The sequence below is a fragment of the Sinomonas humi genome, assembly GCF_000802235.1.
Classification (GTDB): domain Bacteria; phylum Actinomycetota; class Actinomycetes; order Actinomycetales; family Micrococcaceae; genus Sinomonas; species Sinomonas humi.
Genome location: NZ_JTDL01000037.1, coordinates 56,709 through 79,848, shown reverse-complemented (window position 1 = coordinate 79,848; position 23,140 = coordinate 56,709). Strand labels below are relative to the sequence as shown.

The window sequence follows — 23,140 nt, the reverse complement described above, 5'->3', positions numbered from 1 at the left end:
CGAAGGTGGAGGCCGTTGCTAGCATGGAGTAATGAGCACAGCTGACCCCTTCGACCCGTATGCGAATGATCCACGGGACCCCTCGGGAGCCGGTTCAACGGCAACCATCGAGCGCGAGGAGGTCCGCGAGGAACTCGAGCCAGGCGACCGCGAGCGCTTCTCGCACTACGTTCGCAAAGAGAAGATCATGGAGTCTGCCCTGACCGGCGAACCCGTGATCGCATTGTGCGGCAAGGTCTGGACGCCCGGTCGGGACCCCCAGAAGTTCCCGATCTGCCCGACGTGCAAAGAGATCTACGAGGGCCTTCGCCCCGGCAACGACGGGGGCAACGGCAACAACGGCGACGACGAGTAAGTGGCCAAGGGTGGTGCCCGGGGCCTTATGTCCCGGGCCTACCGCGGCCTCGTCATAGGGCTTCTGGCCATTGTCACGTGCAGCGCGTTCGAGGCGATGGCGGTCACCACGGCAATGCCCGTGGTAGCTGCGAATCTCGGAGGGCAGCGATCCTACGGCCTAGCCTTCTCGCTTTATCTCACGGCGTCTCTCGCCGCCACGGCGGCGGCTGGTTCCTGGAGTGACCGGGCAGGCCCGCGTCCGTCCCTTCTCACGGGCCTTTTGCTCATGTGCGGAGGGCTCCTCCTGTGCGGCGGAGCGTGGGACTTCACCGCCTTCACCATCGGCCGCATGGTGTCCGGCGCAGGCGCCGGATTCATGATCGTGCCCGTGTACGTCATCATCGGCCAAGCACTGCCGTCGGTGCTCCAACCCATCGTGTTCGGTTGGTTCAGCGCGGCATGGGTCGTTCCTTCGCTCGTGGGCCCATATGTCTCAGGGCTCCTCGCCGAGCATGTGAGCTGGCGCTGGGCCTTCTTCGGCGTGGTTCCTATCGTCGTCGTGGCGGTGTTGCTCATGTGGCCTCGGATCAAGTCGCTGGGCGCCCCGGAAGAGAAGTCGATGGCCGCCGGTGAGGGCCGGCGTCGTGCCTTCCTCGGTGCGGGGCTCGCAGCGGGTGTCGCGGTCGCGCAGTGGGCGGCGCAGTCATCCGCAGACCCGGGGATGAGGGCCGCCGTGACGCCTGTAGCGCTCGCGCTCCTCGGGGCGGTGGGCCTGGCCGGCGTCGTGCTGACTGTCCCCCGGCTTCTCCCTCCCGGTTCCTTCCGCGTCGCGCGCGGGCTGCCCGCCGTCGTCGTCGTGCGCGGCCTGCTGACTCTCGCATTCTTCGGAGCCGAGGCGTTCGTGCCCCTCATGCTCGTGGACCGCTACGGGCTCGAGCCCTCCATCGCGGGCCTCGCGCTCACGGGCGGAGCGCTCGGCTGGACGCTCGGTTCCTTCGCCCAGGCCAAGGGCTGGCTTCCGCGGCCGGCGTTTCTCGTCGTCGGGCCCGCGGTCGTTGCCGCCTCCATGGGCGGCGTCGCTCTCGTCGTCCTTGTCCAGGCTCCGCCGCTCTTGCTCGCCTCGGCGTGGGCAGTGGCGGGCATGGGGATGGGCCTCGCGACGTCGACGACGTCGGTGCTCGTGCTCGAGTTGAGCGACGCGGCCGAGCGAGGAAGGAATTCGGCCTCGCTTCAGTTGGCCGATATGCTCGGTGGAGTGATTGGAACCGCCGGAGCAGGAACGCTGTACTCCCTGATGCTGACCCCGAATAGGGTCCCCGGGCCCGGTGCCTTCGCCCTCTTGGTCGGCGCCCTCGCCATTTCCGCGTTCCTGAGTGGGGCGGCGGGGTCCAGGACCAGCACGCCGTCTCCAGCGGTCCGTGAGGCGGATCGGGCGTGACGGATACGCTCTTCGGCGGGCAGGAGTCTTCGCGGGCGCTCTCCCCGGCCTACCCCGAACGTGCCGCATGGGGGACCGCACCAAAGCTGCGCGCGTGGCAGCAGGAGGCGCTCGACAAGTACCTCGAACGCGCCCCTCGTGACTATCTCGCGGTCGCAACGCCCGGTGCCGGAAAGACCACGTTCGCCCTTCGGGTTGCCTCCACGCTCATCGATCGTGGTCTGGTCAACCGGATCACCATCGTGGCGCCGACCGACCACCTCAAGCGACAGTGGGCCGATGCGGCGGCGCGCGTTGGGATCGCGATCGATCCCAACTTCAAGAACTCCGACGGCCAGCATGGGCGCGACTTCATCGGCGTGGCCGTCACCTATGCCCAGGTGGCGAGCAAGCCGCTCCTCCACCGCGCCAAGACCGAGGCCGCTCGGACACTGGTCATCCTCGACGAGATCCACCACGGCGGCGAGTCGCTCTCATGGGGCGACGGCCTGCGCGAGGCCTTCGATCCGGCGGTACGACGGCTCGCCCTCACCGGCACCCCATTCCGCTCCGACACATCGCCCATCCCGTTCGTCGACTACGTGGAGGACGCAGATGGGATCCGCCGCTCGAAGGCTGACTACACGTACGGGTATGGCGAGGCGCTCCGCGACCACGTCGTTAGGCCGGTCATCTTCATGGCCTACTCGGGCCAGATGAGATGGCGCACGAGTGCGGGTGAGGAGATGGCCGCGTCGCTGGGTGAAGCCGCGGTGACCAAGGACGTCACGGCGCAGGCATGGCGCACTGCGCTCAATCCACAGGGAGAGTGGATCCCTGCGGTCCTCGCCGCTGCGGATCGCCGTCTCACCGAGGTCCGCCGCACCGTTCCCGACGCCGGGGGACTCGTCATCGCGACTGATCACGAGGACGCGCGCGCCTATGCGGGCCAGCTCAAGAAGATCACCGGTGAATCGCCTGCGATCATCCTCTCCGACGATGCCAAGGCGTCAAGCCGCATCGAGGAGTTCTCCTCCGACGAGTCGCGATGGATGGTTGCGGTTCGCATGGTGTCTGAAGGGGTCGATGTGCCGCGGCTCGCCGTGGGCGTGTACGCCACGTCCACTTCGACCCCGCTGTTCTTCGCCCAGGCCGTTGGCCGCTTCGTGCGCGCACGACGGCGGGGGGAGACGGCGTCGGTGTTCCTCCCCTCCGTGCCGCAGCTCATGGCGCTCGCGAATTCGATGGAGGCTGAGCGGGACCATGCGTTGGACCGTCCCTCGACGGACGAAGACGGGATCATGGACCTCGAGGAGTCTCTTCTCGATGAGGCGAACCGTGAAGAGAAGGCCTCGGACACACTCGCCAAGGGCAAATACGAGGCGCTCGAATCACAGGCGGCATTCGACAGGGTGCTGTTCGACGGCGGCGAGTTCGGCACAGGCGGTGAGATCGGCTCCGATGAGGAACTCGACTTCCTCGGCATCCCCGGCCTGCTCGACGCGGATCAGGTCGCGATGCTGCTCCGCCAACGCCAGCAGGAGCAAGTGTCTCGGCGGAAGACGAAGCCCGTCTCGTCGTCGCCCGCTGGAGTCCCGGATCACCGTCTCCTCATGGACCTCCGCCACGAGCTCGCGAAGAACGTCTCCGCGTGGAGCGCGCGCACCGGGACTCCGCACGGCGTCGTCCATACGAAGCTGCGGGAGGTCTGCGGCGGCCCCGCCGTCGCCCTGGCGAGCGAAGATCAGCTGCGCGCGCGGCTCAAGAAGCTGCAGGAGTGGTTCATCGGCCGCGCCTAGCCGCAGCTGCCATCCACCCGTCACCTCCCGACGGTGTGTTGGGGTTCAGGGGTCACCTCCCGACGGTGTGTTGGGGTTCAGGGGTCAGCTCCCGACGGTGTGTTGGGGTTCAGGGGTCACCTCCCGACGGTGCCTGTGGATAACTCAGGGCGGAGTTCCGAATTTCCCGCCAGACTGTGGCCATGACTGCTCGCGCACCCCTTCCGGATCCCCTCTCTCGACAATCGTTTACCTACGCTGAGGCGTTGGGCGCTGGCGTCGTCCCCCGAAGGCTACGCGCGAAGGACCTCGAGCACCGCAGTAGGGAGATCTACTGGCCGGCTGGACACAGGCCCGGGGTCGCGGAGCGGCTTGAGGTGCATCTCGCGGTGACACCACAAGCCTGGGGCTCGCATCGCACAGCTGCGGCTGTCCAAGGTCTCCCGCTTCCGCCATGGTGCGAAGACCACGGGCAACTTCATCTCAGCAAACCAAGTCACCTTTCCCGCGTGCGGCGGAAGGGCGTTGTTGGGCATTCGGTCCGAGTCTTTCCCGGCGAGCTTCACCACATTCAAGGCATGCTGGTGACGACGCCAGCCAGAACTTGGCTTGATCTTGCCAACGAACTGACTCCGGATCATCTCGTTGCCCTCGGCGACCAGCTCATCCGCATTCCTCGCCCAGAGTTCGAAGGACGCGAACAGCCGTACTCCACGCTCGGCTCCCTTTATGAGATGGTGAAAGCACATTCGTGGTCGCGTGGGGTTGGCCGAGCAAAGGCTGCGCTGGAACTGATGCGGGTCGGTGCAGATTCCGTTCCCGAAACCCTCCTGCGGCTGGCAATTCACTACGCGGGGCTACCCGAGCCCGAGCTTCAGATAGCGCTCTTTCCGGAGAATCCAAAGTCGCCGACGGCTGATCTTGGGGTCCGGGCTTATCGGCTCGCGATCCAATACGAGGGTTCACATCATCTCGACGAGGCCCAGCGGCTCAGCGATGCTCGGCGGGATCGAGCATTCCGGGCCGCTGGCTGGTCGATTCTCCATGTCACCGTCGAGGACCTCCGCGACGACTTCCACGGCGTCATACGGCGGATTCGGCAGCATCTGGCCCGGACAGCTGCATGACCGTCGGGAGGTGACTTCTGCATGGTCGCGGAGCGTCGGGAGGTGACTTCTGGATGGTGGCTAAGCGTCGGGAGGTGACTTCTGGATGGTGGCGGAGCGTCGGGAGGTGACTTCTGGAGGGTGGGGACCGTCGGGAGGTGACGGACGAACGCTAGGCGAGCGTGATCCCAGCCGCCTCGAGTTCGTGGAAGGTGGGGGAGAGATCCTCAGCGATCCCGGCGCACAGGCCGGGGAGCACTCTCGTGCGGTAGCCGAGGCGGGCGGCGTCGAGGGCGGTCGCCCGTACGCAGTAGTCGGTTGCGAGGCCGGCGACGTCGACGTCGGTCACCTCGTGCTTGGCGAGCCAATCGGCGAGGCCCGGTGAATCGTCGGACGAGCCCTGGGCATCGCCTGCCTGCGCCAAGTGCCCCTCGAACCCAGAATAGGCGGCGGCGTACTGGCCCTTGCGGAACATGGCATCGACGCTCGAGACGTCGAGGCTCGGGTGAAAGGAAGACCCTTCGGTGCCCGCGACGCAGTGTGGGGGCCACGAGTCCACGTAGTCCGGCGCCGGGGAGAAGTGCGAGCCCGGATCGATGTGCCAATCCTGCGTCGTCACGATCGCCCCGTACTCGTTTCCGTGCTGCGCGACGTAGTCGGTGAGCCGCGCCGCGACGGCGGCGCCGCCGTCGACCGCCAAGGAACCGCCCTCGCAGAAGTCGTTCTGCACGTCGACAATGATGAGTGCACGCTTCATGGGGTCTATCTTCGTCACTTCATTCCCCGTCTTCCATGTACACCGTCGGAATCACAGCCTCGCCGCGGTGCATTCGACGCGCGGAGGCGGGGAGCTCAGCGATCGAAGCCTCATGGCGAGCCCGGGCCCGCTCGACCCCTTCGGGCCCGGTCCAGCCGGGCTGCAGCTCGCCCTTGACGATGAAGTGCTCGAGCAGGAGACGGTCGTTGCTGTCTCCCACGGGAGGACGCCCGACGCCGATGACCTCGGTGGTCGCTGTGCCGCGCTCGTCGAGCCGCCGTAGGGCGTACTTGCGTCCGCCGACCGATTGCTTGTTCTTCGCGGCCTTGGCAACTGAGACGAATTCCCCGTCGTCGTCGGTGCGGCTCACCAGCTTGTAGACCATGGAGGCCGTCGGGGCGCCCGAGCCCGTCACGAGGGCGGTGCCCACGCCGTATGAGTCGACGGGCGCGGCGGCGAGGGCCGCGATCGCGTACTCGTCGAGGTCAGAGGTCACGACGATTCTCGTGTTGACATTGCCAAGCTCGTCGAGGAGCCGCCGCACGGAGTGCGCCTGGCCGATGAGGTCCCCAGAGTCGAGGCGGACGGCGCCCAGCCGCTCACCCGCGATCTCGACGGCCGTACGGACGGCGGACTCGACGTCGTACGTGTCGACGAGCAGCGTGGTGTCTGCCCCCATCGAGGCGATCTGCGCCTCGAACGCCGCGCGCTCGGTGTCGTGGAGCAGAGTGAACGAGTGTGCGGCGGTGCCCACGGTGCGAATGCCGTAACGGAGCCCCGCTTCCAGGTTCGAGGTGCTCGCGAAGCCGGCGACGACGGCGGCACGCGCCGCGGCGACGGCAGCCTCCTCGTGGGTCCGGCGAGATCCCATCTCGATGCATGGCCGCCCGTTCGCCGCGATGGTCATGCGCGAGGCGGCCGAGGCGATTGCCGAATCATGGTTGAGCACCGACAGGAGGTACGTCTCGAGGATGCAGGCCTCGGCGAACGTCGATTCGACGATGAGGATCGGCGAGTTCGGAAAGTAGGCCTCGCCCTCGGCATAGCCCCAGACATCCCCGGAGAACCGGAAGTCGGCCAGATAGTCGAGCGTCTCCCGATTCACGACAGCCGCGCGCTCGAGGAACCCGAGTTCGGTCTCCGAGAACCGGAACCCGGCGATTCCCTCGAGCAGTCGGCCGGTACCCGCGACGACGCCGTACCGCCGCCCGTCGGGAAGCCGCCGGGCGAAGACCTCGAACACGGCGCTACGGTGCGCGGCCCCCGAGTGCAGGGAGGCCTGGAGCATCGTCAGCTCGTAGTGGTCGGTGAAAAGCGAGGTGCGGGGCGGTTCCTGCGGCGAGTATTCCTTGGCGCTCGAAGAGGTCACGGCCTTACTCTATCCGCGGCCGCGCGAGTGGGTGCCGAGGACCGGGGCACGGGCCTGCCTAGAATGGAAGCCATGAGCCTGAGCGTCGCCACGGAACCAAGTCCTGGCCTCCGAGAACAGACGACGGCGGGAACGGACACCGCGCACATCGTCCCGTGGAACCTCGTCGTCTGGAACGACCCCGTCAATCTCATGAGCTACGTGAGCTACGTGTTCCAGACCTACTTCGGCTACAGCGAGTCGAAGGCCGAAGCGCTCATGATGCAGGTCCACACCGAGGGCCGCTCGATCGTTTCGCACGGTTCAAAGGAGACCGTCGAGCGGCAGGCCGTCGCGATGCACAACTACGGGCTGTGGGCCACAGTCGAGAGGGCTGGCGAAGATGGCTGAGCCGTTCACGTACGGCCGGAAGGGCATCAGCGCTCGTTTCGAGGACGCCGAGCGTGAGCTCCTCCGCGGGCTGTTCCGGGATGTCGTCGCCCTTCTCGAGCCGGAAGAGCAGCCGGACGAGGATCCCCTCGCCGCGCTCGTCGGGATCAGCCCGAATGCTTCGGAGCCGGAGGACCCCGCGGTCAAGCGCCTCCTTCCGAACATCTCGAAGGACGACGGGGAGGCCTCGCTCGAGTTCCGTCGGCTCACCGAGCGTTCGCTGCGGGAGACGAAGGCTGGCGCGCTTCGTGCGGCCGCGCTGGGCCTTGAGGCGCGCGACGTCGTGCTCGACGCGACGGCCGCCGAGCACTGGGCCACGGCGCTCACAGATGTCAGGCTCGTCCTCGCCGAGCGGCTCGGCATCAGAAGCGAGGAGGACGCCGAGCGCGTCCATTCGGTGGCTGACTGGTCCGACGTCGGGGATGACGACGTCGATGCGTACCTGGCGCTCGTCTACAACTTCGTGACGTGGCTCCAGACCACGCTGATCGATGCAATGATGACCGCCCACCAGGCGAAGGCTGGTCGCGTGAAGCGACGCGGCGACACGCCGGGCAGCGGAAAGGGCTAGGTGAATGATCAGAAGGGCTGAGAGCGGAGAGGACGCGACGCTCGAGCGCTCGGAAAGGCCGATCGGGATCTTCGATTCGGGCGTCGGGGGCCTCACAGTCGCCCGGGCAGTGATCGATCAGCTGCCGAACGAGTCTGTCCTGTACGTGGGAGACACCGCCCATGGTCCCTACGGCCCGCTTCCCATCGCCGAGGTCCGCGCGAACGCACTCGGCGTGATGGACGAGCTCGTCGACTCCGGCGTGAAGCTCCTGACGATCGCGTGCAATTCGGCGTCGGCGGCGGTGCTCAGGGACGCTCGGGAACGCTATACCGCTCGCTACGGCATCCCGGTGATCGAGGTCATCCAACCAGCCGTGCGGCGGGCCGTCGTCGCGACCCGCAACGGCAGGGTCGGCGTCATCGGAACGAGCGCGACCGTAGGCTCGCGCGCCTACGAGGACACTTTCGCCGCCGCGCCCGACCTGGAGATCAGCTCTGCAGCCTGCCCCGAGTTCGTGCCCTACGTCGAGGCCGGCGTTACGACGGGGCCCGAGCTCCTCGAAGCGGCGGAGGGCTACCTCGCGCCCCTCCGCGAGGCTGGCGTGGACACGCTCGTCCTGGGCTGCACGCACTACCCGCTGCTCACCGGCGTCATCAGCTACGTCATGGGCGACGGCGTGACGCTCGTCTCGAGCGCCGAGGAGACCGCGAAGGACGTCTACCGCGCCCTCGTCAGCCACGGCCTCGAGCGGCGCTCCTCGGAGCCTCCCACCCATACCTTCCTTGCGACAGGCGACGCCGCGCAGTTCGAGATCCTGGCCCGGCGCTTCCTCGGGCCCGAGGTGCAGCGCGTCGAGCATGCCGAGCACGTCGCAGCGCATTACCCCACGGGAAGCCTCGCGCGCATCACCCCCGAGATGATCGAGGCGGCGCGCGAGGACGCGAGCGCGGGCAGCATGGGGCGCGTCTCGTATTTCGTGGAGCCCTCCACGGCCGCCGACCCGGCCGCGGATAGGATTCACCCGTGAAGCTCACTATCGTCGGGTGCAGTGGTTCCTTCCCCGGCCCGAGTTCGCCGGCGAGCTGCTACCTCCTCACGGCGAACGACGGCGACCGCGACTGGCGGGTCCTCCTCGATCTCGGCTCGGGCGCGCTCGGGACCCTGCAGAGGTACATGGATCTCGAGGACATCGACGGGGTCCTGCTCAGCCACCTGCACCCCGACCACTGCATGGACCTCACAGGCCTCCAGGTCGCGATCCACTGGGACCCGAAGGGCTGGGCAGCGGGGCGCGTTCCCGTCTGGGGGCCCGAAGCGACGGCGCGCCGGATCTCGATCGCCCTCGACATGGAGCCTGCAGCCAATCTCCACGAGGACTTCGAATTCCACACGTGGACCGTGGGGGAGACAGTCGAGCTCGGGCCGTTCCGCTTCAGCGTCCACGCTGCACGCCATCCGATCGCCGAGGCGTACGCCATGCGCATCGAGGCGGTCGAACCGCGGCGGGATGGAACGATCGAGCGGCGGATTCTCGCGTATTCAGGGGACACCGACTCCTGCCCCGGATTGCTCGACGCCGCACGCGATGCGGACATGTTCCTGTGCGAGGCCGCTTATCACGAGGGCCGGGATGACGCGATCGACGGCGTGCACCTCACCGGGCTCCGGGCAGGGCAGGCGGCGTCCGACGCCGGAGCGAAGCGCCTGCTCCTGACTCACCTTCCAGTGTGGAACGACGCCAATCGCACCGTGGCCGAGGCGCAGCAGGCGTATTCGGGACCGATCTCAGTCGCTGTCGCGGGCGTCCACTACATCGTCTGACGTGCCGCTTCCCGCCGCCTTCCCTCGTCCATCAGCGGTTGGCCGGCTGCGGGCTCGCAGCATCACGAGAGTGAACGCCACGGCTCCGCCGAGGAAGACAAGCCCGGCGACCCATGTGTTGACCCGGAGCCCGAGGATCAGGTTCGCGTAGTCCGAGCGCATGAGCTCGATGACGAAGCGACCAGCCGTGTACACCATGACGTAGAGCGAGAACTCGGCTCCGCGCGGCAGGCGGAAACGCCGGGACGCGAAGATGATCGCGAAGCCGCCGAGCGTGCACCACAGGGCTTCGTAGAGGAACGTGGGCTGGAAGTAGCCGATGACGATGGGACTGCCGTCCGGGCCGACGGCCGCTCCGCCGCTCGCGGGGTCCATCTGATGGATCTGAAGGCCCCACGGAAGCGACGTCGGGTCGCCGTAGAGCTCGTTGTTGAACCAGTTTCCGAGGCGTCCGAGCGCTTGGGCGAACAAGAGTCCCGGTGCGAGCGCGTCTGCGAACGCGGGAAGGCTCGCCTTCGCGCGGCGGCACCCCAGCCACGCACCGAGCCCTCCGAGAGCGATGGCGCCCCAGATGCCGAGGCCGCCGTCCCAGATCGCGAACGCGTTCCACGGGTTCTTGCCGGGCAGGAAGTAGAGCTCGGGGTCGGTGATGACGTGGTAGATGCGCCCGCCCACGATGCCGAACGGGACGGCCCAGAGCGCGATGTCGAGGACCTCGCCTGGCTTGCCTCCTCGGTGCACCCAGCGCCGGCTCGTGAGCCAGAGGGCGACGCCGATGCCCGCGAGGATGCACAACGCATAGAAGTGGATCGAGAGCGGACCGATCTTGACGGCGTTGATCGTCGGCGACGGAATGTAGGCGGGGAGCACGTTCCTCAGTCTAGAGGGCCGCCGGAACCCTGAAGAAAAGGTCCAGAGATACCCTGAGCGGTCACAGCATCTCGAGCGGAACGGGGCTGCTCGGGCGTGGGAACGCCGCTTCGAGCGCGGCGAGATCCTGTGACGTCAGGCGAAGGTCGAGGGCCTGCCGGTTCTGGGCGGTATGCTCCGGGGTCGACGACTTGGGGATCGCAATGACGCCCTCGTTGCGGAGGACCCAGGCGAGCGCTACCTGGGCGTCGCTGGCCTCGTGGCGACGGGCGATTTCGCCGAGCGCGGGGTGGCCCAGCACCCGCCCCTGCTCGATGGGGGAGTAGGCCATGACGGGAACTCCGGCCGAGTTCAGCTGGGGCACGAGATCGAGCTCGATTCCGCGCCGAGTGAGGTTGTAGAGCACCTGGTCGGTCTGGAGTCCGTGGGGTCCGCTGGCACCCGTCATGCTGTCCAGTTCGGCGAGGTCCGCTGGATCCAGGTTGCTCACGCCCCAACCACGGATCAGGCCAGCCTCTTCCAGCCCGATGAGCGCCTCGATGCTCTCCTCGAGCGGCACCGAACCTCTCCAGTGATAGAGGTACAGGTCCAGATAATCCGTCTCGAGCCGGCGGAGACTGGCCTCCAAGGCCGCCCGTGTGCCCCGTCTTGTGGCATTCCACGGCAGGACCTTGCTCACGAGGAACACTTCGTCCCTGCGGCCGGCGATCGCTTCCGCCACGAGTTCCTCGGACCTTCCGTCGCCGTACATCTCGGCGGTATCGACGAGCGTTAGGCCGAGGTCGAGGCCAGTGCGCAGGGCGCGGAGTTCCTCGTCGCGTCGAGAGCGTTCCTCGCCCATGTACCACGTACCTTGTCCGAGCCGCGGCACCTCGGTGCCGTTGGGAAGGGCAAGGCGGGGCACGCCGTCGTCGTTCGCATTCGCGTTCGGCATGCGCCCAGCCTAGCCCGCACCGCTTGATCCCCGCCCGCACCGCTTGATTCCCGCCCGCACAGCGGCGTCACCCCTTGACTGGCCGCCAACCCGCGGACGACGGCGGTCGGCGGCTAAGCTGGTGCCATGACCCCGAGCACTCCCATGAGTCCCTCTGTGCGCGCCGACGGGCGCAACCCCGACGAACTGCGTCCCATCAGCATCACGCGGGGGTGGTCGAAGCAGGCCGAGGGCTCTGCGCTCATCGAATTCGGCAACACGCGCGTGCTGTGCACGGCGTCCTTCACGGAGGGGGTCCCGCGCTGGCTCAAGGGCGAGGGGCGTGGGTGGGTCACCGCCGAGTACGCCATGCTGCCGCGCGCGACCAATACCCGCTCCGACCGCGAGTCCGTCAAGGGCAGGATCGGCGGCCGCACCCACGAGATCTCCCGGCTCATCGGCCGCTCGCTCCGCTCGATCATCGACACGAAGGCGCTCGGCGAGAACACGATCGTGCTGGACTGCGACGTGCTGCAGGCTGACGGCGGAACCCGCACCGCGGCGATAACGGGAGCCTTCGTGGCTCTCGCGGAGGCGGTTCGCTGGGCGAAGGACAAAGGGCTTGTCGAGCCGGGCGCCGAGCCGCTGACCGATACCGTTTCCGCCGTCTCGGTCGGCATCATCGACGGCGTGCCGATGCTCGACCTCCCGTACGTCGAGGACGTGCGCGCGGAGACCGACATGAACGTCGTGGTGACCGGATCGGGGAAGTTCGTGGAGGTCCAAGGCACGGCGGAAGGCGCGCCTTTCGACCGGGACGAACTCAACAACCTTCTCGATCTTGCCCTCATCGGCACGGCGCAGCTCGCCGACATCCAGCGCGAGACCCTCGCCGAGGCGCTGAGGACGGCTCCGTGAGCACGGACCGACCACGCCTCGTCCTCGCGACCCACAACCAGGGGAAGCTCCGCGAGCTGCGGGACCTGCTGCGAGGGCAGGTGCCGGGACTCGACGTGGAGACCCAAGTCGTGGATGCGGCGGCGGTGGGCGGCCCCGACGTCGTAGAGGACGGAGTCTCGTTCGCCGAGAACTCCCTGCTCAAGGCTCGGGCTGTCTCGGCTGCGACCGGCCTCGTCGCGATCGCGGACGATTCCGGCCTTGCCGTCGACGTGCTCGGGGGAGCGCCGGGCATCTTCTCCGCCCGCTGGGCGGGGCGGCACGGCGACGATCAGGCGAACCTCGAACTCCTCCTCGCCCAGCTCTCCGACGTCCGCGACGAGCACCGTGCTGCTGCCTTCGTCTGTGCCGCGGCCCTCGTGGCCCCTGCTGCGGACGGCGGCGACCCGTACGAGCACGTTGAGTACGGCGAGCTCAAGGGGACCCTCCTGCGTGAGCCACGGGGCGAGGGCGGATTCGGCTACGATCCGATCCTTCTTCCCGAGGGGTTCGACCGCAGCTGCGCAGAGCTGAGCCGCGAAGAGAAGAACGCGATCAGCCACCGTGGGCACGCCTTCCGCGCGCTCCTTCCCGCGATTGTCCGGGCGCTCTCCTAGCCCCGCCGCCAGTCGGAGCAGCCGAATCAGCGGACGCGCTCCGTTGCGGGTTCGGCCTCGCCAGACCCTACGAAGCGTCGACGGCCCGAGAGGGCGCCGAAGACGGCGGCGAAGCAGCCCACACACGCGAAGAGCGCAGCGACTGCGGTGAAGGAGCCCGTGGCTGCGCGCAGCTGGGCGACGAGGAGAGTCCCGGTCGAGCCGAGTCCGTAGCCGAAGCCCTGCATCATCCCTGAAAGGCGCGCGGCGGTCCCCGCGTCATGAGTGCGCAGCATCGCCATCGTGAGGGCGAGCGCGGTGAGACTGCCTTGGCCGAGCCCGAGCATCGCGGCCCACACCCAGATGCCTCCGAGGGGGCCCACGATGCAGAGCGCGAATCCACCGCCCGTGAGCAGTGCAGCGACGACGTTGGGCGCGCTCTGGCGCGTGAGGCGAGCTGCGAGGGAGGGTGCGACGAGGGAGCCTGCCATCTGCAGGATGATCGAGAACGAGGCGAGAAGCCCGGCTGTCGCGCCGTCTACCCCACGTTCGCGCAGGATCGGAGCCAACCAGGCGAAGACGCTGAACGACATCATTGCCTGGCCGACCATGAAGAGAGTCACCTGCCAGGCCATGGAATCCCGCGCGAGCCGCGGGCCCTGCCCGTCCGCTGTGTGCAGGGGGTCGCGTCCGTTCCAGGCGAGCGGCGCGAAGACGAGGGCGACGACGGCGGCCGGTATCGCCCATGCGCCAAGCGCGAGCTGCCACGAGCCAGTCGCCGCGAGCAGGGGATACGTGAAGCCCGCAGCCAGCGCGGCCGAGGCGACGATCGCCGTCGTATAGAGCCCGCTCATGAGCCCGAGGAGATGCGGAAAGTCCCGCTTCACAAGCCCCGGCAGCAGGACGTTCCCCAACGCGATCGCAAAGCCGCATGCCGCTGTCCCGACGAGGAGCGAGGGAAGCGCGCCCCAGCCGGGCACCGTCGTCGGACGCACCAGAAGACCTACGGTGAGGACGGCCATCGCGGCGAGAAGGACACGTTCCGCCCCGAAGCGCCGCGCAAGCGGGGGAGCGAGTGGAGCGAAGATGCCGAGGCAGGCAACGGGGGCAGTCGTGAGGACGGTGACCGCCCATGCTGGAACTCCCGCGTCGGCCCGGACCTCAGCCAAGATGGCCGAGAAGCTCGAGAAGACTGTGCGGAGGTTGAGGCCGACGAGGATCAGGCACACCCCGAGGGCCGCGAGCCTCTGCCTCCGCGACACTCAGCGGCCCTCGGGACGCTCCGCGTCGCCGTCCTCCAGGGGAGCCAGCCCGCGGGCCGAGCCTCGACGCTTCGCTGCTCGCGCCTTGGCGAACTCCACGAAGATCGGAATGAGGGACACGAGCACGATGAAGAGGAAGATGAGGTCGATGTTCTTGCCGACCCACGCGTAGTGCCCGAGCCACGCGCCGAGCAGCGTCACGCCTGCGGCCCAAGGAATTGCGCCGAGCACGTTGTAGAGGAAGAACTTTCCGCGTTCCATCCCGGCCACCCCGACGATGACCGGGACGAACGTCCGGATGATCGGCACGAAGCGCGCGAGAATGAGCGACTGGCCGCCGTGCCGCTCGAAGAATTCGTGGGCCTTGCGCACGTTCTCCTGCTTGAAGAACCGCGAGTCCGGGCGGCTGAACAGTGCCGGGCCGATCTTCGCCCCGATGAGGAACCCGACTTGATTGCCGAGGATCGCCGCGATCACCACGAACAGCGCGAGAAGCCAGATGTTGAACTGGATCGCGCCTGTCGCGACGAGGAGTCCGGCCGTGAACAGCATCGAATCGCCGGGCAGGAAGAATCCGATGAGGAGCCCTGTCTCGGCGAAGATGATGACGCAGACCACGAGCACGATCCACGGACCGAGCGGGGAGTCGCGGAGGAAGACGTCGGGGTTCAGCCAATCCGGGAGGATGGAGGCCCTCGGCTGGACAGCCGCAGGGATGGCGACGGCCAGGTGGGTCAGCGCGGCGGGGATCACTCGTCAAGCCTACCGGAGCAGCCGTGGCGGTCCCGGGAGAGCGGGGGGCGCGTGGCTAGACTCGCCAGCGTGGCTCTTGACTTCACCGCGATCGACTTCGAGACCGCCAACGGATTTCGGGGATCACCGTGCGCCGTCGGCCTCGTCAAGGTGAGGGGCGGCCGGCTCGTAGAGACCGCGACGTGGCTCATGCGCCCGCCACAGGGACACGACGAATTCGATCCGAGAAACGTCGCCATCCACGGCATCCGTCCTGATGACGTCGCTCTGCACCCGCGCTTCGGGGAGCTCTTCGCCGAGATCGGCGGCTTCATCGGCGCTGACGTGCTTGTCGCGCACAACGCGGCCTTCGACCTCGGCGTCATCCGATCCGCGCTCGAGGTATCGGGGCTTCCCGGGCCCGCCTACGACTACGCGTGCACCGTCGTCCTGTCGCGAAGGACCTACGACCTGCCGTCCCATTCGCTTCCGTTTGTCGCCGAAGCGGCGGGCGTCCCGCTTGTCAACCACCACGACGCGAGCGAGGACGCGGCCGCGTGCGCGGGAATCCTCGTCGACATCGCCCAGCGGCATGGAGCCGCGGACGTCGCGGAACTCTACGACGCGCTCCACCTAGCCCTGCCGCGGCATCCCGAGTTCGTACCTGGGCGGGACGCCCTTTCAGCCGCGACCGCAAAGGCCCTCCGGGGCTCTGCCGCGCCCCGCCGTTGGGTGAACTGGCCGGAGGAAGGCGCAAACCCCTCCGCCAATTCGGGGGCCGATCCGGCCCACCCGCTTTACGGCCACCGCGTCGTCTTCACGGGCGCGCTCGGGATGAGCAGGGCCGAGGCCAAGTCACGGGCCGCGGCGCACGGTGCCCAGCCCGCGAGCTCGGTGACGCGCGCGACAACCCTCCTCGTGGTGGGTGACGGCTTCGTGGCGTCGGACCTGCGGGCTGGCCTGGGGACTGGGCGGGTGACGTCGAAAGCGAGGAGGGCGCTCGAGCTTCGCTCGGCCGGCTACCGAGTGGAGGTCTTGTCAGAGGGGGAGTTCCTCCAGATGCTCGGCGGCGTCTGGCCCGCGAGGAGCGCGTGACCCCAGGCTGCGAAGTCGCACTACGCAACATTCCTTTTCGCCTGACGCGTCAGCTTCCTAGGCTGGAGGGGTGACGACTCCAACCGGGACAGCCCCGCGCAGTGCGCTCCGCCGTGCCTTCGACTTCCCCAACCCGGTGAACGAGTACGCGGCCCGGAGCACGGCCGGGATCATCGTGGTCCTGAGCCTCGCCGTGCTCGCCGTCGGGCTCGTGACAGGTTGGGGTTGGCCTCTGTGGCTCATTGCCCTTGGCTTCTGGCTCCGCGTTGCGGGTGGCCCACGCTATTCCCCGGCCGGCCGTCTCGCGGTCCATGTGATCGTCCCACGGCTCGGCAAGCGCAGGCTCGTCGCAGGGCCGCCGAAGCGCTTCGCCCAGACGATCGGAGCCGTTCTCTCCACAGCAGCCGCGATCCTATGGACCGTCGGCCTGGCTCCCTTGGCCTGGACCCTCCTCGGACTCCTCATCGTCGCTGCCTCACTCGAATCCTTCGCAGGCTTCTGCCTCGGCTGCTGGATCTTCGGGCGCCTCCAGAACGCGGGAATCATCCCAGAGGGCGTATGCGAGGCGTGCAGCAACATCGCCCTGCGGAGGAGCTGAGGCCCCGAGAGGTCAGTCGAACGCGCCTGCGGCGTCGGCGAGCATCGCCGCGAGACGAGCGACGACGTGCGCCCCCTCGAGGCGTGCGCTCCATTCTGCCGGAACGGCCTCGTGGCCCCACGCCGTTCCGAGAAGTGCCCCGGTGATCGCTGCTGCGTCCGGGCCCGCCTCGGAAGCCCTCACCACTGACTTCTCGAAGACGCCAGCATCCCCTTCTTGGCCCGCAGAGAGTGCCGCGCGAACGCCTTCGGCCAGTGACAGTGCCGCCTGCCCTGCCTCTGGCCGGAGCTTCTCCGAGGAATTGCCGGTGAGCGCGTCGACGATGTCCTGTTCGGGGGAGCGGAGGCCTGCGATTGCGCCTCTTGCCGCGTCCACGGCGCCCCCGAGGGGAGAACCTGCGAGCGCGGCGTGCACGGCCTGCGCGAGGGCGATGGACGCTTGGACGGCGTCAGGGTGCCCGTGGGTGAGGGAAGCGCCGTCGACCGCCATCGTCAGGACGGCCGACGACGGCGTCCCCGGGACGAGGCCGAGCGGCGCCGTCCGTGCGGCGGCGGCGGCGTCGTCGAACTCGGGGCCAAGCGGGCGGGCTGCGGTGCCCATCTCTCCTGAGGCGAGGGATGCGAGCCACGCGGGACGCACGGGAAGCGGCCGGGCGACGGACGGCTCCGTGTCGATCCAGCGGGGCGGCGCCGGCGGCGCGGACGAGGGGAGCTCGACCCCTTGGACCGCAGCCCACCGCAGCCCGGCGAGCCACAGAGTCGCCGCCTGGTCCGCGTAGACCCCTTCGTTTGCCCACTCGAGCACCTGGACGAGCGCATCTGCCGTGTAGAGCGCAAGCTGGCCGTCCGCACCGAGCCGCAGAACGCCGTCGTCCGCGCCGTCGCGTGCTGCGCCCCTGTGCCTGAGGGCGACGGCCTCCGCCGTGGCAAGGCCCAGAAGGCAGCCGTGGATGCGAGACCGAGTGCTGGGCGTGCGCGTCACCCCTGCAATGTACCCCTCCCTCGGGGTCCCCCTTCGATGCCCCGAAGCTTCGCTGTGTCGAGGGCCACGCAACGAACATGGCGAAGGAAGGTAGCATGAGGGCGGTCAAGTGCCCGGCCACGTTCGGTGGTGGGTGCTGAGAGAAGACCCTCGCCATCGGGCGGCAGGACGCCGTCCCCACCGACGACTCGAAAGAGGAATCCCATGACCACCCCTGCGGTCACCACCGCTGAGGCCGTTCCTTCGGACACGAAGGAATTCGGCATCGTCGCGAAGCTCGCCGCCGAGGCATTCGGCACGTTCCTTCTCGTCTTCGGCGGCCTCGGCGTTGCCCTCTTCAGCAATCCCTCCTCCGCCCCGCTGCCCGCTCCGCTTGCAATCGGCCTCAGCATCGCCGTCAGCATCGCTGCCTTCGGCCACATCTCCGGCGGCCACTTCAACCCTGCCGTGACCCTCGGTACGGCTGTCGCCGGGCGCACACCCTGGAGGCGCGTCCCCGGCTACATCGTGGCGCAGCTCGTCGGGGGCGCGATCGGCGCGCTGATCCTGTGGATCGCCGTCAAGACCCTGCCGGGGCTTTCGAACGTCCAGACGATCTTCACGCAGCTCTCGAACGGCGTGGACAGCCTTTCGCCGAACAAGTTCCCCATGGCAGCTGGCCTGCTCGCTGAAGTTGTCGCGACCGGGGCATTCCTCGCGATCATCCTCGCCGCTACGTCGAGGCGCGCAGCGAAGGGTGTGGCGCCGTGGGCGATCGGCCTCGGCCTCGCGATCCTCGTCCAGGCGATCGCACCCATCACCAACGCGTCCCTCAACCCCGCCCGGTCCACCGCGACGGTCATCTTCGCCGAGCCTTCGGCGCTCGGACAGCTGTGGATCTTCTGGGTCGCGCCCCTGCTCGGTGCCGCGATCGCGGGCCTCATCTTCCGCGGCTTCGGCTCCCCTGAGGACGTCATCGTGACCGGCGCCCCGGGCGCACCGTCCTTCACAACCGTCGAGGGCGAGCCGACGCTCGGGATCACCGTCGCCGAAGAGGAGGAGGCCTCGGGCCACGGCGCTCACCGCGGGGAGCGGGAGTCTGCGGCCGACGGCGCGCCCTCCGATGGGGCACTGGGGCAGGGCACGCTGGGCGAGGGCAGGCTCGGCGAGGGCACGGAAGTTCCCCCGACGGCCGAGGCTCCCGGCTCCGATGAGGACGACGCCAAAGACTTCTTCGACAAGAACAAGTAAGCCTCATTGATGCTTCTGAGCGGGTGGCACCGAGAATTGTCGGTGCCACCCGTTAGCCTTCCGGCATGAAGATCCTGCACACGTCTGACTGGCATCTCGGGCGCTCGTTCCATGGGCTCGGACTGCTCAGCGCGCAGAGCGAATGGCTCGATGGACTGGTGGAGTTCGTCAAGGGCGAGAAGGTCGATGCAGTGCTCGTTTCGGGCGACGTGTATGACCGCGCCCTGCCTGCCGTCGACGTGGTCGCAATGCTCGACAAGACGCTCGTGCAGCTCACTCAGGCGGGCGCGCAGGTGGTCCTCACGAGCGGGAATCATGACTCTGCCGTCCGTCTGGGCTTCGGTTCCCACCTCCTCGCACGCGCAGGGGTGCACTTGCGGACCCGCATCGCCGAGATCGATGTCCCCGTGCTGCTCACGGGAGATGACGGGACCGAGGTAGCCGTCTACGGCCTGCCGTACCTCGAGCCACGCCTCGTCGGAGCGGAGCTCGAGGCCGAGGGCTCGGGACACGTCGCCGTCACGCGCGCGGCGCTCGAACGGGTGCGGTCGGATCTCGAGAGGCGCCGCGCCTCCGCCGACCTCCACTCCATCGTCATGGCCCACACGTTCGCCGCGGGCGGCGTGGCCACGGAGAGCGAGCGTTCTCTCGCGGTCGGCGGCCTCGACGTCGTGCCGGCCGCACTCTTCGACGCCTTCGACTACGCCGCGCTCGGTCATCTCCATGGCAGGCAGCGCCTCACGGACACCGTTCGCTACTCGGGGTCTCCGCTCGCCTACTCCTTCGGAGAGGCCAAGCAGTCCAAGGGAGCGTGGCTGCTCGAGTTCGCGCCACGGGGCCTGGAGTCGGCGACCGAGGTCGGTTGGCCCACGGCTCATCGGCTCGCCGTGCTGCGCGGCACGCTCGAGGAACTCCTCGCCGATCCGGCGCACGTGGCTGCCGAAGGCGCGTGCTGTCAGATAACCCTCACGGATGCCGAGCGGCCCCAGCGCGCGATGGAACGTCTGCGCGTCCGTTTCCCGCTCGCTCTTTCGCTCCAGTTCGAGCCGGAAGGGGGAGCGGAGCGAGCGGCCTCAACCTACAGCGGCCGGCTCGCTGCCGCGCGGGACGAGCTCGAGGTGTGCTGTGGATTCTTCGAGCACGTGCGCGGTCGCGGCCCGGACGAGCGCGAACGCTCAGCCCTGACGGACGCCCTGGAGTCTGTCCGTCTTGCGGAGGCCGGCAGATGAGACTCCACCGCCTCGAGATGGCCGCGTTCGGTCCGTTCGCCGCGCGGCAGAGCATTGACTTCGATTCCCTCGCCGAGCATGGCCTCTTCCTCCTCAACGGGGCTACCGGGGCGGGCAAGACGAGCGTCCTCGACGCGGTCTGCTTCGCCCTGTACGGCGGCTTGCCGGGCGCCCGGCAAGGCAGCAAGTCGCTCAAGAGCCATCACGCCGACGCCTCGGCCGAGCCGTTCGTCGAGCTGGAGTTCAGCGCGCAGGGCCGGCGTTTTGAGGTCCGTCGGACTCCCGCGTGGGATCGGCCCAGCGCGCGTTCGAAAAACGGGTCCACGCTCCAGCAGGCAACCACCCAACTGCGCGAGCTCGTCGACAACGAGTGGGAGGCGCTCTCAGCGCGGAACGACGAGGCCGCGAGCCTGCTTCGCGACGTGCTCGGAATGGATCGCGAACAGTTCACGCGCGTCGCGATGCTTCCGCAGGGCGAGTTCGCGGCGTTTCTCCGTGCGGACCCGAAGGACCGCGAGAAGCTTCTCGAAAGCCTTTTCGCGACGGGCCGTTTCGCCGACGTCGAGGCGGAACTCGCTTCGATGGCACAGGAAGCAGAGGCGAGCGCGGCGAAGGCCGAGACCGCGGCCCGGATTCCCGTCCGTCAGCTCGTGGCCGAACTGGCGGCGCATCGCGAGCTTGCGTCCGCAGACGGGAACGGCGCATCAGAAGACGAGGATTCCCCGCAGCTCGGGGTGACGCTGCCGGTGCCCTATGAGGGCGTGGCCGCAGATGAGCTGGCTCTTGCCGACGCGGAGGCCTGGTTCCGGGCGGCCGACGGCTCGTTTGAGGAGCTTGCCCAACGTGCGCAGGCTGCCAGTGCCCGCGCTCGGGACGAGGCAGTGGCGGCCCGTCTGGCTGAGGAGGAATGCCGACGTGCCGTGGAAGACGCGGCAGAGCTTGCAGCCGCGCGCGAGCGGCGAAAGCGCTGGGAGGCCAAGGCCGCGGATCATGCGGCGCGGCTCGACCGATTGGACCGGTCACGGGCGGCAGCAGCATTGCGGCCGGAGCTGGAGGAGGACCGTCGTGCCGCCGCGGCCTGCGCCGCTGCGGAAGAGGAACTCCGCGCAGCGCTCGGCGCAGCTGCCGCAGTGGGCTGGACGAGTGCGGACGACGACGAGCTCTCGCCGAGCGCGCTCCGCGCCGAGGCTGGCAATACCCGCGCAGAGGCAGCTGTGCTCGCCGAACGCGTCCCGCTGGAGGACGAACTCGACCAGCTCATCGCTGAGCAGGGCCGGGCCGTATCCGCAGCCAAGCGCGGGCGCGAGTCGCTTTCACGCCTTGAGGCAGAACGGTCTTATCTCGATCGAGCAGAGGCCGAGCTTGTGGCCGAGAGGGAGAGGATCGAGCCGATCGCGGCGGCGCGAGCGGGCGACGAGCGAGACGAGCAGTCGGCGCGCGCGGTTATGGAGGCCGTAAAGGAGTACGGCTCGGCCGCCGGGCTGCTCGAGACTGCGCAACAGCTCCTGCTTCGGCGACGCGCCGAGGCGCTCGAACTCCGCGAACAGTGGCTCGACCTTCGCCAGGAGCGCCTCGACCACACAGCCTTCGAGCTCGCGGCCAGACTTGAGGACGGAATGGAGTGCCCGGTGTGCGGCTCTCCGGACCATCCCCGGCCCGCGGTTGGGGATGACGATCCGCTTCGGCTCGTCGACCGGGAGAAGGCGGCCGCCGCCGCTGCAGAGGCAGGCGTCGAGCGTGAGCGGTCGGCCGCGTCGGATCTCGCCGAGGCGAGAGCCAAGGTGGCCGCGGTGGTAGCCCGCGGAGGTGACGCCGATCCGGACAAGGGCGCACGGGTCCTCGCCGAGGCGAGCGCTCGGCTCAAGCACGCTCGCGCAGCCGAGGAGCGGCTTAAGTTGATTTCGCAACAGCTGGCGGTGATCGAAACCAGGCGCCGCGAGGCGGCAGGGGAGCGCGAGGCAGCGGCCACTGAGCTGGCAGTTGCCGAGGCGACGCTCGCCCGCCTCTCGGGTGAGATCGAGCAGCGCCAAAGCGACCTGATCGAGTGGCGGGCGGGGTGGGCTAGCCTCAGCGCAAGGCACAGCGCGCTCACCGCCCTTGTTCGCGCACTCGAGCCGCTTGCCGACGCCGCCGCGAAGGCCGCGGCTGGCCGTGCTCACGCGGCCAGTGCCGCCGAAGCCCTCTGCGCCGCGCTTGAAGGGAGCCGTTTCGCAGACGCGGACTCCGCCCGAAACGCGCTTCTGACGGAGGCCGAGGCTCAGGCTCTGCAGTCCGCGGTGGAGTCGCATCTCGCGGAGGAGCAGGCCATCGCAGGGTTGCTTTCGTCCGCGGCGGCGAGAAGGGCCCTTGCGGCCGAACAGGACACGGGGTCTGAAGCCGCTCCACAAGTTCACGAGCGACTCGAAGCGTGCCAGCGTGAGCTGGCTCGAGCTGAGGCGGCGCTCGCTACGGCTCAGACGGCCCAGCATTCGGCGGTCGCGGCGCGAGGGCGGTGCGAAAGGCTGCACAAGGAGTTCGCGCAGGCGCTCCCGGTCGTAAGCTCCGCCCGCGCGCGCGCAGACCTGCTCGGCGAACTCCAGAGGACGGCGCGCGGGAGTGGCGACAATCGCCTCCGGATGTCACTTCATCGCTATGTGCTCGCAGCCCGGCTCGAACAGGTGGCCGTCGCAGCGACCGAGCGGCTCGCCGTCATGAGCGATGGCCGCTTCAGTCTCGAGCACAGCGATGCCCTGGCCGCCCGAGGCGCTGCTTCGGGCCTCGGGCTCGAGGTCTTCGATGCCTGGACTGGCCAGCGCCGTGACCCCTCGACCCTCTCCGGGGGAGAGTCGTTCATGGCATCCCTCGCCCTGGCGCTCGGGCTCGCAGACGTCGTCCAACACGAGGCTGGGGGAATCGATATCGAGACCCTGTTCGTCGACGAGGGTTTCGGAAGCCTCGACGAGCAGACACTCGAACAGGTCATGGAGGCCATCGAGGGACTTCGAGACGGAGGGCGCACCGTCGGGCTCGTGAGCCACGTCGCCGAGCTCAAGCAGAGGATCCCAGCGCAGATCCGGGTCACCAAGGGCCGCTCGGGCTCGAGCGTCGCAGTCGTCGCGGGCGCGGATACGTTCTACGATGGTGGGGCGTAGC

At 68.6% G+C, this 23,140-nt stretch carries 22 protein-coding genes; 15 read left to right on the top strand and 7 right to left on the bottom strand.

Translation table 11 applies throughout. From position 1 onward, the window contains the following. Positions 1 to 31 precede the first annotated feature (31 nt). From LK10_RS02750 to LK10_RS22500, 4 genes are all read left to right on the top strand, one after another. Positions 32 to 355 carry a DUF3039 domain-containing protein gene (locus tag LK10_RS02750; protein WP_043119914.1) on the top strand — a complete coding sequence of 108 codons (324 nt, stop codon included), beginning with the start codon at positions 32 to 34 and terminating at the stop codon, positions 353 to 355. Between the two features lie 27 nt (positions 356 to 382). Then, positions 383 to 1,774 (top strand): MFS transporter, encoded by a 1,392-nt coding sequence (locus LK10_RS02745; protein ID WP_052206864.1) that lies wholly within the window; start codon positions 383 to 385, stop codon positions 1,772 to 1,774. Then, positions 1,771 to 3,552 (top strand): DEAD/DEAH box helicase, encoded by a 1,782-nt coding sequence (locus tag LK10_RS02740; protein WP_043119912.1) that lies wholly within the window; start codon positions 1,771 to 1,773, stop codon positions 3,550 to 3,552. Before LK10_RS02745 ends, LK10_RS02740 begins: the two co-directional genes overlap by 4 nt. A gap of 563 nt (positions 3,553 to 4,115) precedes the next feature. Beyond that, entirely contained in the window at positions 4,116 to 4,658 is a 543-nt protein-coding gene (locus LK10_RS22500; RefSeq protein ID WP_231567566.1) for a DUF559 domain-containing protein, read from the top strand. Positions 4,659 to 4,809: 151 nt separating this feature from the next. Here LK10_RS22500 and LK10_RS02730 read toward each other — a convergent pair whose 3' ends face one another. Further along, positions 4,810 to 5,394, bottom strand: coding sequence for an isochorismatase family protein (locus LK10_RS02730; protein ID WP_043120155.1), 585 nt, complete (start codon positions 5,392 to 5,394; stop codon positions 4,810 to 4,812). Between the two features lie 19 nt (positions 5,395 to 5,413). Further along, on the bottom strand, positions 5,414 to 6,763 hold the full coding sequence (locus tag LK10_RS02725) for a nicotinate phosphoribosyltransferase (protein WP_043119910.1): 1,350 nt from the start codon (positions 6,761 to 6,763) through the stop codon (positions 5,414 to 5,416). A 72-nt stretch (positions 6,764 to 6,835) separates the two neighbouring features. Between LK10_RS02725 and clpS the strand changes: the two genes are divergently transcribed. From clpS to LK10_RS02705, 4 genes are read left to right on the top strand one after another with little or no spacing between them, the layout of a single operon-like run. Next, positions 6,836 to 7,153, top strand: a complete 318-nt coding sequence (clpS, locus tag LK10_RS02720; RefSeq protein ID WP_043119909.1) for an ATP-dependent Clp protease adapter ClpS — start codon at positions 6,836 to 6,838, stop codon at positions 7,151 to 7,153. After that, on the top strand, positions 7,146 to 7,763 hold the full coding sequence (locus LK10_RS02715) for a DUF2017 domain-containing protein (RefSeq protein ID WP_052206863.1): 618 nt from the start codon (positions 7,146 to 7,148) through the stop codon (positions 7,761 to 7,763). The genes clpS and LK10_RS02715 overlap by 8 nt, the downstream gene beginning before the upstream one ends. A gap of 4 nt (positions 7,764 to 7,767) precedes the next feature. Then, complete coding sequence (gene murI, locus LK10_RS02710) at positions 7,768 to 8,772, top strand: glutamate racemase (protein WP_052206862.1); 1,005 nt, start codon at positions 7,768 to 7,770, stop codon at positions 8,770 to 8,772. Then, the gene (locus LK10_RS02705; protein ID WP_043119907.1) at positions 8,769 to 9,566 is read left to right on the top strand and encodes an MBL fold metallo-hydrolase; all 798 of its coding nucleotides are present in this window, start codon (positions 8,769 to 8,771) and stop codon (positions 9,564 to 9,566) included. Before murI ends, LK10_RS02705 begins: the two co-directional genes overlap by 4 nt. Here the strand turns inward: LK10_RS02705 and lgt are convergent. Next, positions 9,531 to 10,436 (bottom strand): prolipoprotein diacylglyceryl transferase, encoded by a 906-nt coding sequence (lgt, locus tag LK10_RS02700; RefSeq protein ID WP_043119906.1) that lies wholly within the window; start codon positions 10,434 to 10,436, stop codon positions 9,531 to 9,533. The genes LK10_RS02705 and lgt overlap by 36 nt on opposite strands. A gap of 61 nt (positions 10,437 to 10,497) precedes the next feature. After that, on the bottom strand, positions 10,498 to 11,370 hold the full coding sequence (locus LK10_RS02695; RefSeq protein WP_197061829.1) for an aldo/keto reductase: 873 nt from the start codon (positions 11,368 to 11,370) through the stop codon (positions 10,498 to 10,500). A 126-nt stretch (positions 11,371 to 11,496) separates the two neighbouring features. Between LK10_RS02695 and rph the strand changes: the two genes are divergently transcribed. Continuing rightward, positions 11,497 to 12,267, top strand: coding sequence for a ribonuclease PH (rph, locus tag LK10_RS02690; RefSeq protein ID WP_043119905.1), 771 nt, complete (start codon positions 11,497 to 11,499; stop codon positions 12,265 to 12,267). Beyond that, positions 12,264 to 12,902, top strand: a complete 639-nt coding sequence (gene rdgB, locus LK10_RS02685; RefSeq protein ID WP_043119904.1) for an RdgB/HAM1 family non-canonical purine NTP pyrophosphatase — start codon at positions 12,264 to 12,266, stop codon at positions 12,900 to 12,902. Before rph ends, rdgB begins: the two co-directional genes overlap by 4 nt. Positions 12,903 to 12,928: 26 nt before the next feature. Here rdgB and LK10_RS02680 read toward each other — a convergent pair whose 3' ends face one another. Together LK10_RS02680 and LK10_RS02675 are read right to left on the bottom strand one after the other, a co-directional pair. Next, positions 12,929 to 14,143 carry an MFS transporter gene (locus tag LK10_RS02680; RefSeq protein ID WP_081998218.1) on the bottom strand — a complete coding sequence of 405 codons (1,215 nt, stop codon included), beginning with the start codon at positions 14,141 to 14,143 and terminating at the stop codon, positions 12,929 to 12,931. Beyond that, entirely contained in the window at positions 14,144 to 14,896 is a 753-nt protein-coding gene (locus LK10_RS02675; protein ID WP_156144000.1) for a DedA family protein, read from the bottom strand. Positions 14,897 to 14,965: 69 nt separating this feature from the next. Here LK10_RS02675 and LK10_RS02670 point away from each other — a divergent pair, with 69 nt between their 5' ends. Further along, entirely contained in the window at positions 14,966 to 15,970 is a 1,005-nt protein-coding gene (locus tag LK10_RS02670) for an exonuclease domain-containing protein (RefSeq protein ID WP_043119902.1), read from the top strand. 70 nt (positions 15,971 to 16,040) lie between these two features. Beyond that, positions 16,041 to 16,568 (top strand): DUF4395 domain-containing protein, encoded by a 528-nt coding sequence (locus tag LK10_RS02665; protein ID WP_052206860.1) that lies wholly within the window; start codon positions 16,041 to 16,043, stop codon positions 16,566 to 16,568. A gap of 12 nt (positions 16,569 to 16,580) precedes the next feature. On the opposite strand, the gene LK10_RS02660 is transcribed toward LK10_RS02665, so the two are convergent. Further along, a complete protein-coding gene (locus tag LK10_RS02660; RefSeq protein ID WP_043119899.1) occupies positions 16,581 to 17,549 on the bottom strand; it encodes an ADP-ribosylglycohydrolase family protein in 969 nt (322 codons plus the stop codon). A gap of 204 nt (positions 17,550 to 17,753) precedes the next feature. Between LK10_RS02660 and LK10_RS02655 the strand changes: the two genes are divergently transcribed. From LK10_RS02655 to LK10_RS02645, 3 genes are all read left to right on the top strand, one after another. Further along, positions 17,754 to 18,779: an aquaporin gene (locus LK10_RS02655; protein ID WP_052206859.1), complete on the top strand. Its 1,026-nt coding sequence runs from the start codon at positions 17,754 to 17,756 to the stop codon at positions 18,777 to 18,779. Between the two features lie 65 nt (positions 18,780 to 18,844). Continuing rightward, positions 18,845 to 20,008: an exonuclease SbcCD subunit D gene (locus LK10_RS02650; RefSeq protein WP_043119898.1), complete on the top strand. Its 1,164-nt coding sequence runs from the start codon at positions 18,845 to 18,847 to the stop codon at positions 20,006 to 20,008. After that, positions 20,005 to 23,139: an AAA family ATPase gene (locus tag LK10_RS02645; RefSeq protein ID WP_043119896.1), complete on the top strand. Its 3,135-nt coding sequence runs from the start codon at positions 20,005 to 20,007 to the stop codon at positions 23,137 to 23,139. The genes LK10_RS02650 and LK10_RS02645 overlap by 4 nt, the downstream gene beginning before the upstream one ends. Position 23,140 lies beyond the last annotated feature (1 nt).

Bases quoted from the DNA above. Each gene is read 5' to 3' on its own strand.
- LK10_RS02750 (WP_043119914.1), top strand. From the start codon at position 32: ATGAGCACAGCTGACCCCTTCGACCCGTATGCGAATGATCCACGGGAC.
- LK10_RS02745 (WP_052206864.1), top strand. From the start codon at position 383: ATGTCCCGGGCCTACCGCGGCCTCGTCATAGGGCTTCTGGCCATTGTC.
- LK10_RS02730 (WP_043120155.1), bottom strand. From the start codon at position 5,394: ATGAAGCGTGCACTCATCATTGTCGACGTGCAGAACGACTTCTGCGAG.
- clpS (WP_043119909.1), top strand. From the start codon at position 6,836: ATGAGCCTGAGCGTCGCCACGGAACCAAGTCCTGGCCTCCGAGAACAG.
- LK10_RS02715 (WP_052206863.1), top strand. From the start codon at position 7,146: ATGGCTGAGCCGTTCACGTACGGCCGGAAGGGCATCAGCGCTCGTTTC.
- murI (WP_052206862.1), top strand. From the start codon at position 7,768: ATGATCAGAAGGGCTGAGAGCGGAGAGGACGCGACGCTCGAGCGCTCG.
- LK10_RS02695 (WP_197061829.1), bottom strand. From the start codon at position 11,370: ATGCCGAACGCGAATGCGAACGACGACGGCGTGCCCCGCCTTGCCCTT.
- rph (WP_043119905.1), top strand. From the start codon at position 11,497: ATGACCCCGAGCACTCCCATGAGTCCCTCTGTGCGCGCCGACGGGCGC.
- LK10_RS02655 (WP_052206859.1), top strand. From the start codon at position 17,754: ATGACCACCCCTGCGGTCACCACCGCTGAGGCCGTTCCTTCGGACACG.
- LK10_RS02650 (WP_043119898.1), top strand. From the start codon at position 18,845: ATGAAGATCCTGCACACGTCTGACTGGCATCTCGGGCGCTCGTTCCAT.
- LK10_RS02645 (WP_043119896.1), top strand. From the start codon at position 20,005: ATGAGACTCCACCGCCTCGAGATGGCCGCGTTCGGTCCGTTCGCCGCG.